Source organism: Kribbella sp. NPDC023972 (assembly GCF_040639075.1).
Taxonomy (GTDB): Bacteria; Actinomycetota; Actinomycetes; order Propionibacteriales; family Kribbellaceae; genus Kribbella.
In genome coordinates this window covers 223,981-232,215 of record NZ_JBEZZH010000010.1, presented here as the reverse complement: position 1 = coordinate 232,215, position 8,235 = coordinate 223,981, and the positions used below count along the sequence as shown (strand labels likewise).

At 68.7% G+C, this 8,235-nt stretch carries 9 protein-coding genes; all 9 read right to left on the bottom strand.

Annotated features, from left to right (window positions below; all coding sequences use genetic code 11):
* Positions 1 to 454: 454 nt before the first annotated feature.
* Positions 455 to 901, bottom strand: a complete 447-nt coding sequence (locus AB0F43_RS32095; RefSeq protein WP_360485392.1) for a hypothetical protein — start codon at positions 899 to 901, stop codon at positions 455 to 457.
* Positions 898 to 1,350 (bottom strand): DNA-processing protein DprA, encoded by a 453-nt coding sequence (locus AB0F43_RS32090; protein WP_360485407.1) that lies wholly within the window; start codon positions 1,348 to 1,350, stop codon positions 898 to 900. Before AB0F43_RS32090 ends, AB0F43_RS32095 begins: the two co-directional genes overlap by 4 nt.
* Positions 1,316 to 1,816: a DNA-processing protein DprA gene (locus AB0F43_RS32085; protein ID WP_360485389.1), complete on the bottom strand. Its 501-nt coding sequence runs from the start codon at positions 1,814 to 1,816 to the stop codon at positions 1,316 to 1,318. The genes AB0F43_RS32090 and AB0F43_RS32085 overlap by 35 nt, the downstream gene beginning before the upstream one ends.
* Positions 1,817 to 2,280: 464 nt before the next feature.
* Positions 2,281 to 2,781, bottom strand: coding sequence for a hypothetical protein (locus tag AB0F43_RS32080; RefSeq protein ID WP_360485386.1), 501 nt, complete (start codon positions 2,779 to 2,781; stop codon positions 2,281 to 2,283).
* A 186-nt stretch (positions 2,782 to 2,967) separates the two neighbouring features.
* Entirely contained in the window at positions 2,968 to 4,170 is a 1,203-nt protein-coding gene (locus AB0F43_RS32075; RefSeq protein ID WP_360485383.1) for an AAA family ATPase, read from the bottom strand.
* A gap of 168 nt (positions 4,171 to 4,338) precedes the next feature.
* On the bottom strand, positions 4,339 to 5,508 hold the full coding sequence (locus tag AB0F43_RS32070) for a hypothetical protein (protein WP_360485380.1): 1,170 nt from the start codon (positions 5,506 to 5,508) through the stop codon (positions 4,339 to 4,341).
* Positions 5,505 to 5,681: a hypothetical protein gene (locus AB0F43_RS32065; protein ID WP_360485377.1), complete on the bottom strand. Its 177-nt coding sequence runs from the start codon at positions 5,679 to 5,681 to the stop codon at positions 5,505 to 5,507. The genes AB0F43_RS32070 and AB0F43_RS32065 overlap by 4 nt, the downstream gene beginning before the upstream one ends.
* Positions 5,681 to 6,982 (bottom strand): VWA-like domain-containing protein, encoded by a 1,302-nt coding sequence (locus AB0F43_RS32060; RefSeq protein WP_360485374.1) that lies wholly within the window; start codon positions 6,980 to 6,982, stop codon positions 5,681 to 5,683. Before AB0F43_RS32060 ends, AB0F43_RS32065 begins: the two co-directional genes overlap by 1 nt.
* Positions 6,979 to 8,112 carry an AAA family ATPase gene (locus AB0F43_RS32055; protein ID WP_360485371.1) on the bottom strand — a complete coding sequence of 378 codons (1,134 nt, stop codon included), beginning with the start codon at positions 8,110 to 8,112 and terminating at the stop codon, positions 6,979 to 6,981. Before AB0F43_RS32055 ends, AB0F43_RS32060 begins: the two co-directional genes overlap by 4 nt.
* Positions 8,113 to 8,235: the final 123 nt, after the last annotated feature.

Genomic DNA, 8,235 nt, shown 5'->3' with positions numbered 1-8,235 from the left:
GTCTCCTGCCCTGGGGGGGGGGGGGGGGGGGGGGGGCGCCCCCCCCCCCCCCCCCACCACTCACCAGCCCTGACGGGCTGGTAATAGTTGCCCTAGGCATGTGGTTACTGTTTGTGGTGAACGTGCCCGGCGCTGACGCGCCGACACGCCCACCACGAGCCTGACGGCTCCGCGTTCACGATGCTGACGCATCGCAAACTCAATCCCCCAAAACCCTTATATACAAGGTGACACCATTGCCCACGGCAACAAAGACAGCCAGCAAAGAGGAGGGCCCGGGGCAACGCCGGCCCCCAACCACACCCAACACCCTGCTACCCTCACGGCGGCACGCTCCTACACCAAAAACCGCACCCACTACCCCCAGTCACCAACACCCCAAACCGCCCGGCCAAAACCGAAGAGCCTCCACCTAGCAGCAACGCGCCGCCAGACAGAGGCCCTCGGCAACCAACTACGCCCGAGTGGTCACCCCGTGAGCTTCATGGAACAGCTGCCCGAGAGCCCGCAGTGCCGCCAACGCCGCCGGACGCATGGTCAGGTACTTCACGGAAGCTTCGAGCCCGGCCGCTACCTCATCGCTCAACGAACCCACCTCGCCACCACCGCTGACACCGGTGAAGATGGCGCGCCCGTAGTACGGCTGACGCTTGCCGCCTACATCGGCACAGATCGCCGTCGTGAACGGGTTGGGCGGGCAGAGGTAGAGCGACTCATCATGCACCCACATCTCCAACGCACCCTCGATCACGTCCACGCTGGTGACAGTGCCCTTCAGCTCTCCCCGCAGACGATCCACGAAATCACCGCTCGACGTCCAGCTATCCCTCCGCGCCATCCCGTCAATGTCGACGACCAGGACCATCACCGTGCGAGCGGCCGTCCCGTCCTGCCCACTCATGCCCCGGCTCCGGCCACTGCAGCCGCGGGAACCTCGGCAAGGATCTCGATGGCCTGCAGGATGTCGCTCACGTCCGCCACGAGCGTTCCGCCCGAGCGGATCAGCCCATGACACCCCACGGACTGCCGAGACGTCACCGGCCCAGGAACCGCCATCAGCGCCCGCCCACAGCTCGGGGCCCATTCCGCCGCCACCAGCGCGCCACTCCGCTGGGCGGCCTCGACCACGACCACACCGCGCGACACAGCAGCGATCAGCCGATTCCGAAGCAGGAACCGGTTCTTGGTCGGCGCGGCGCCCGGCGGCAGCTCGCTCACCACAAGCCCACCATCCACGATCCGATCGAACAGCCGAGCATTCGATGACGGGTAGCTCACGTCAGCCCCGCACGCCAGCACAGCAATCGTCGGCCCTTCAGCCGCCAGCGCCCCGCGGTGCGCCCGCAGCATCGATGCCGTACGCACCCCCTGACACCGTGGTCCACTTCAGCGCGCCGAGCCCGGCGGCCAGCTCGGACGCCACATGCTCGCCGTACGAAGAACAGGCGCGAGACCCAACAAGCGAGACAGCCCGCTCCGTCGCCTGCCTCAGGTGGCCACTCCCACGCACCCACAGCCCGAACGGCACGCCACCGGGGAGGCCCCGCAGACGCTCCATCTCCACCGGCCACTCATCATCGCCAGGCACGACAAACCGAAGCCCGAGAGGCAACCCACGCTCGAGGTCACGCACCGGATCGACAGCCGCGGCCCGGACCGACCACTCCTCCACCTGAACCTCGCCACTCTGGACCTTCGCCCACAGCTCCACCGGCGGCACATCCTCAAAAGCACCCCGCTTCGCGTGGCCCGGCTCAACGACCCTCGACAGCGCCGCACGTGCGTACCGCTCGTCCATACCTACAAAAGAGGACATGGGGAAACTCCCTTACTGCGTTGGGGATTGGCTAGATCCCGTGTGGTTGGTTGCCACCAACGCTATCCCCGACCACCGACATTCAGGGCACCAATTCACCGCCGGAACACCCGGCATGGGGTCCTGGCCGGCGGCTCGGCAACCGGCCAGCGGAGGCCCCCCAGATCGCCGCCGCCTTGCCTCCCTGGCTCTGGGGCAACCGCACCGCATCGCCCCAGAACTCCGGGCGCAGAAGACCACGTCCGCAGACCTTCAGGCCGGCCACCTCGGTGATACCGCCGAGGTGGCCGGCCGCGGTGCTCCGAACCAACGGTTGACGCGCCAAGCCCGAGGGCCTACAAGGGGGTCCCCGCGTCCGGTAGACGCGTCCGGCCGGCCGATCGCCAGATAGCCCGCCCGCGGCTTTCCCTCGAGCCGAGGCAACACTCGAGGCGCGCCTGCTCAGGTGGTGCCGCTCGCACGCATCAGGACCACCCGATGTCGCGGCCCAGGCGGACCGCCTCGGTCGCCAGTTCGAACAGCCGGCCAAACATGTCGGCCTTGTAACCAGGCCGGACGCCACACTCGATGAACGTCATCCCCTGCGGATTGGACCTGGTGACAGTCGCCGCGATGCCGGTGTCGTCCCCGACGTCGGCCAGGGCAAGGATCACCCGCCCGAGAAAGTCCTGTGCAGCTGCGCTGCCGGACAGGTCTTCAACGGGCAGCCCAAGAGCATGCAGCAGCACCACCGCGTTGGCCTGCGACACGTTGACGTCGAGCTCGTCGTCAATGTCGTTGACGCCCTGCACGCAGGCGCCATACGTCCCGCAGGTCTCACACTGTGCCTTGTGCTCGGCCAGCTCCACGACCGCCGTCTCGTAGCTCGCCGCCTGGAGCGGGATCCGGATCGCCTCGTGGCCGGCGTGGCACTCGAACTGGAAGGCACCGGTCGGGATCGACTCGATGGTGAAGGTGACCGACATAGGGAACTCCTCCGCCTGCACTCGGGATTGGCTAGATCCCGCTGGTTGGTTGCCACCAACGCTAGCCTCAGCCGCCGACGTTCAGAGGCCGGAGAAGCCCGCCGGCGCACCCCATGCGGGCTGCCCCGGCGGCGAGTGAACCGAGGCCAACCCCGGCCTCAGTCACCCCGCCGCCGAGTCTGGTGGCTACACCGCCGCCGAGCCCAACAACGCGGCAGACAGCAGACGATGCGTCGCGACTCCACCCATGTCCTCGCTGCGCCACAACACGTCGGGACTCTGGCTGTCCATCACGACTGTCAGGTGCGCGCGGTGCCTGCTCAACATCACACAAGCCCGGCCCTCATCGGTTACGAACTCGTTCAGTTCCCGATACCCCGCCAACGGGTGCAGCGCAACGACAGCCGCCCTTTCCAGCCCCTGCATCTGGTTGGCCGTCCCCACCAGCACGTCCGGCTCGTCGGCCAACAGAGCGCGGATGCTGGCTGTCTGCTGAACGTGCGGGCACACTACGGCAATGTCGCTCCCAGCAAGCGCTCTTCCACCAGCGGAGGTGTGCAACGTTGCCCCCAGCAACGCCCTGACCCGATCGGCGGCAGCATGTGCAAGTCCGGCGTCGGCAGGTCCACCGCTCACCTGCACCATGCGGTGCGCTACCTCCGCCAGGACTCTCCCGCCAGCGTCAAGGACCTGTTCGGCTGGGCGCTTCGATGTGAACGGAAGCTCCGGATAGAACGCGGGCTGGATCAGCGCCGTGGTCTCCGGGCCGAGTCTCCACGTGTGCCGCAACGCAACAGTCTCGATCGCGTCGCCGTGCGCCGCCAGCAGCGCGTCCGGTGCGGGCAGGTGCGGACCGGTGGGCGAGTGCCGCCACCGCTCCGCACTTCCCGTCACCACCGGATCGATCTGGCCAGGGTCACCAACACACACGATCGAGCCGGTAAACGCCCCCAGCGCTCCCACATCGCCGTACGTCGCCTGCCACGCCTCGTCCACGATCAGCACGTCACAGCCCATCTTCGCCGGATCTCCGGTCAGCCACCGGGCAGTGGTCGCGATGACACAACCACCGTCGTCGCCGGAGAAGGTCTCCTTTGCCCCGACGATCACTGGAACGCCGTCGATCGTCGGCCTGTTCTTCGCGTCGCTCGTTGACCACAGCAACTTTCCCCGATTGCTCACAGCACCGAGCCGCTCAGCGATCTGGACTGCCTGCGCTTTGGTCTGAGCCGCGACCCCTACCCGCATGTTCGCGCGGTGGCTCAGCGCAGCAGCCAGCAACACCACCAGCCGGGTCTTGCCTGCCCCCGGAGGCGACCGCACCACAACCGCCGGATCGCCGCTCCATGCCGAGTGCAGCACCCGCGCCGTTTCCGGCGCGTCGAGCAACGCCGCACCAGGCCACAGCCCCTGCGGTGCCTGAACCGGCGCAGCAACCGCCGTCGCCCCTGTCGCGGATCCCGAGCCATCAGCCGATCCAGAAGCCGGTGAACCTGACGCCACCGTGCGTGGGAGAGTGCGCATCTTTCAGTCCCTTCAAGTCGATCGGGTTTGGGGTTACTCGGACGCCGCGAGGAACACGTCCAGTGGCACGTCACGCCGGGTCGTCACCGGCTTTCTGCCTCTGGCCAGCCACGACCGACCACTGCGATACAGACGGCGGTACCGCGTCAGACCAGCCTTCTTCGCCTCAGCCTTCGGAGGAGCCGCCGCCACCGTGACCCGCGCACCCGCCGCAGGCCGTCTCGCCGCCGCCACCGACAGCACCAGCACCAACTCGCCGCCAACCACTGCCGTGTCCAGCAACGTCCCGCTGAACCGGTCCTCCGTCTGCCGCCCGTCAGCGTCACCGGCCCACCCGACCACGGCATTGCCAGCCCGCAGCCGCGTGGCGAACCGATCGCACACCAAACCCACCGCCGACGACGGAGCACCCGGCACCGCGAGCACCACGTGCCCGCTACTCACATGGCCGGTATGGATCGCCCTGCGGCACCACAACGGGTCGGTCAGCAGCGCAGCATCAAACAGGTCCGCCGCATCGCACCGTGCCCGCAGACCGGCTGCTGCCCGGCTCACGCTGTCCGGACCGCGCCAGTCCAGCCCGTCGGCATACTCGCGCTGAGCGAAGCTCCACGAGAACCCGTCATCCGTCGCCACTGCATCCAACCCCGACAGCGGTTTGCCCGCACTGACCAGCGCCAGCACGTCCAGCAGCGTCGAGCAGTCCTCCCCCGGAACCCTCAGCCACCGACGCCAAGTCTGGGCCGACCGCTCAGCCTGCGGGGTCTCACCGGTCACCCACCGGGTCCGACACAACGACACCAGCGGAGCCACGGCCGAACTGCCAGGGAAGGCCGAACGCTCACCCCACCAAGCGATATGCGCAGCCGTGTCCTCATACTCGGCATCCCCATCGTTGCTGTCAGCAAGCTTCATCAGCAACGGCAAAGTGACCTCGTCGTCGGTGACCAGCGTCGCCCACGCATCGGCAGACATCCGCACACCCATCCCATAGAGCAGATCCAGCGCCTCCCGGCCCACCGCCGTCGTCACCGGCGTACCGGGGATCGCCGCCGCGACCGTGATCTGCCGGTTCGCCCTCCAGGCGCGCACGGCGACGGGACGCCGGACCGGCAACGTCGGCGCGTGGACAAGGCGCGCCACCGGCTCGCCCATCGAGGCCGCGTACAGGCGCTGCGCCAAGTCGAACTGTTCAACCGTCATGACCACGCCCTTTCAGCCATGGCCCAGCCGTCCCGCAGCGCCTCCACAGAAGCCTCTGCGGCGTCCGGCATCGCGACCCCGGACGCCGCCTCGATCGCCTGCTCAACCGACAGACCAGTTCCTGCCAGCAACCGCTCCGCGAACGCCCGCAGGTCCTCCCCCACGCCCGTCATCACGCACCCGCCATGGATGCGCGCGGGATCGTCACCGTCGTAGCCCACGCCGGAGTCGGCGGCGGCACAGCCGCCCCGTCAGTGATCAGCGCGCAGATCAGCCGCCCCGCAATCGGCCGGTCCGGCCACGGCGTGTACCCATCGGTCAGCACGATCACCACATCAGGCGCGGGGCGGTCCGCCGTCGCCGCCGCGATACCCACCCGCATGTCAGTGCCGCCACCACCGACCAGCTCGATCCCGGCCACGCTCCGGACCGGACGAGGAACACCGGTCGCCGCGTCGCACGACAACAGCCGCACCCGGTCACGCGCCACCTGCCCCGCCCGCAGCACACCACCGACCTCGCTCATCGCGGCATCCAGATCCTCAGCCCCCATCGACGCCGACGTGTCCACCACGATCGCCACCCCAACCTCACGGCCCCGCATCGCCGGAGTCACCACACCCGCAACCCGCCGCCGAGACGGGCGCGAATAGGTGTAGTCCGAGCGCCCCGCAGCCGCCGACACAGCCCGACGTACCGCCGCCCGCAACAGGCGCGTCCACGGCACCGTGGGCGGCGCGAGAGTGCTCGCAGCCCACCTAGACAGTCCGGCCGGCAAAGTCCCCCGAGTCTTGGACTGCCCGTACTCCTGAACCGCCACCGCGACCGCGCGACGCACCATCCCCGCCGCAGCCGCCGACAGGCCCCCCGTACCGTCCGGCAGACCAGCCGCTGCCGAGTCGTCGCCGTCGAACGGTGGTGCGGGCAGTTCACCCGCGACCGCCGACGTACCGGCACCAGATCCGCACCCCGGCCCGCCGTCGTCCATGCCTGCCAGCAATTCCGGGTTGTCCTCAGCCGCCTTGCCCAGCGCGGCGTAGTACTGCTCGGCCAGCAGGCCGTCCGGCAGACCGAGACCGGCAGGCGTCACCACACCCTCAGGCAACCCAACGCCCGCAGCGATCAGGTCGTCGTTGATTTCGGCGTCGGCGGCAAGATTCCATGCGACGTGACTGCGAGGGATCGGCAATCCCGCCGCCCGCTCCGCGTGGTCGCGCAACAGGTGGTTGACCTCGTGCAGCAGGACCGCGCCGCCTTCCACCGGGGACCACCGGTTCGGCCCCAGCAGCAAGTCCGGGTCCATGTAGAGCCGCCAATGCGCATCGACAGCGAACGTGCCCAATCCCGGTTCAGCCACCGGCGACACCGCGAACAACGCATGCAGGAAATACGGCATCGACTCCCCCGCCACCACCCGAAGTGCCCGGAACGCATCCAACTCCGCATCCTCCAAAGCGCGAACCTGCCCGGTCATGCCGCACCCGCCGCGTCGTCAGCGGTAACCGCCAAAGGCGCGACGAGAATGCCCGCCGCCTCCAACACCGGGCCGAGCGACTTGCGAACCGTCGCAGGCCACGTGGCGCGCGGCGGCCGCGCACGGATGTGCGTCCGCGCAGCCGCCACGGCCACGTCAGCAGCACCGTTTTCGGCCGCAGCGACCATCGGCCCCCAGGCGTCACGCCAGGCCTGCACACAGCCACGAGACGCCGCCCAGCCCACCACTGCCGCCAGCACCACCCAGACCCGATCAGGACGGTCGTTCCACGCGACGATCGACGGGTCTGCGATCACTGCGTCCGGCGACGGCAGGTCCATCGCCTGACGCCACTTCAAGAACTCCGATCCGGCACCCTCACCGACCAGTCCGAACACCAGCGTCTGAACAGCCGCGTCGTCCCCGTCGCGAACGTGAGCGAGCGTGCGCGCGAGCATCGACCACGTCCGCCGCGACGGCCACGCACCACCCAGCGTGTCCGCGTCCTTCGGCAGCGAGTGCAGCAGATCCGGGCGCGTGCGAATGAACGCCGTCACCGTCGCCGTCGTGGTCGCGAGCCGAAGATCGTCGGCATCGATCGCCCGAGACGTGGGCGGCGTGGACCAGCCGGTCGTCATGCCGTCGATCCACTCATCCGTGGTCGGCGCGTAACGCAGGTGGCAGAACCGATTCGCCAACGGTGCGGCGAGTTCGTAGCCGCCCGCTGCCGTGTCGGGCGGGTTCGCGCCTGCCACGATGCGGACCTCGTTACCCAGCCGGAGATCTCCAACCGTGCGGTCGAGCGCCACAGCAAGCATCGCGGCCTGCACGGTGTCCGGGCACGTCGTCAACTCGTCCAGGAACAGATAGCCCGCGTCCGCCGCCGCCAGCCGCTTGGCCCACGCCGGAGGGTCGAGTACGACGCCCTGTTCGGTCACCACCGGCAGGCCCGCCAGGTCGGCAGGCTCACGGATGGAACCCAGCACCGTTTCGCACAACAGGTCTTCGTTCGACGCGATCCCCCGCACGAAGCTGGACTTGCCGATACCGGGATCGCCCAGCAGCAGGACCGGAACTCCGGCCTTCCCGCACGCGTCCACGATCGTCACTGTGGTTGCCAGATCGCTCATGTTGTCGGCACTCCTTCAAGTCTCCGGGTGGCTAGCCCGGCGTGGTTGGTGACGACAACTTAGGCAGACCCCAGGGACCATTTCCGACGACTTTGGACCCCATGCCGGGTGTCCCGGCGACAC

Excerpts from the sequence above, each read along its gene's own strand:
- AB0F43_RS32055 (WP_360485371.1), bottom strand. The coding sequence starts at position 8,112 with ATGAGCGATCTGGCAACCACAGTGACGATCGTGGACGCGTGCGGGAAG.
- AB0F43_RS32060 (WP_360485374.1), bottom strand. The coding sequence starts at position 6,982 with ATGACCGGGCAGGTTCGCGCTTTGGAGGATGCGGAGTTGGATGCGTTC.
- AB0F43_RS32080 (WP_360485386.1), bottom strand. The coding sequence starts at position 2,781 with ATGTCGGTCACCTTCACCATCGAGTCGATCCCGACCGGTGCCTTCCAG.
- AB0F43_RS32095 (WP_360485392.1), bottom strand. The coding sequence starts at position 901 with ATGAGTGGGCAGGACGGGACGGCCGCTCGCACGGTGATGGTCCTGGTC.
- AB0F43_RS32085 (WP_360485389.1), bottom strand. The coding sequence starts at position 1,816 with ATGTCCTCTTTTGTAGGTATGGACGAGCGGTACGCACGTGCGGCGCTG.
- AB0F43_RS32070 (WP_360485380.1), bottom strand. The coding sequence starts at position 5,508 with ATGACGGTTGAACAGTTCGACTTGGCGCAGCGCCTGTACGCGGCCTCG.
- AB0F43_RS32090 (WP_360485407.1), bottom strand. The coding sequence starts at position 1,350 with ATGCTGCGGGCGCACCGCGGGGCGCTGGCGGCTGAAGGGCCGACGATT.
- AB0F43_RS32065 (WP_360485377.1), bottom strand. The coding sequence starts at position 5,681 with ATGACGGGCGTGGGGGAGGACCTGCGGGCGTTCGCGGAGCGGTTGCTG.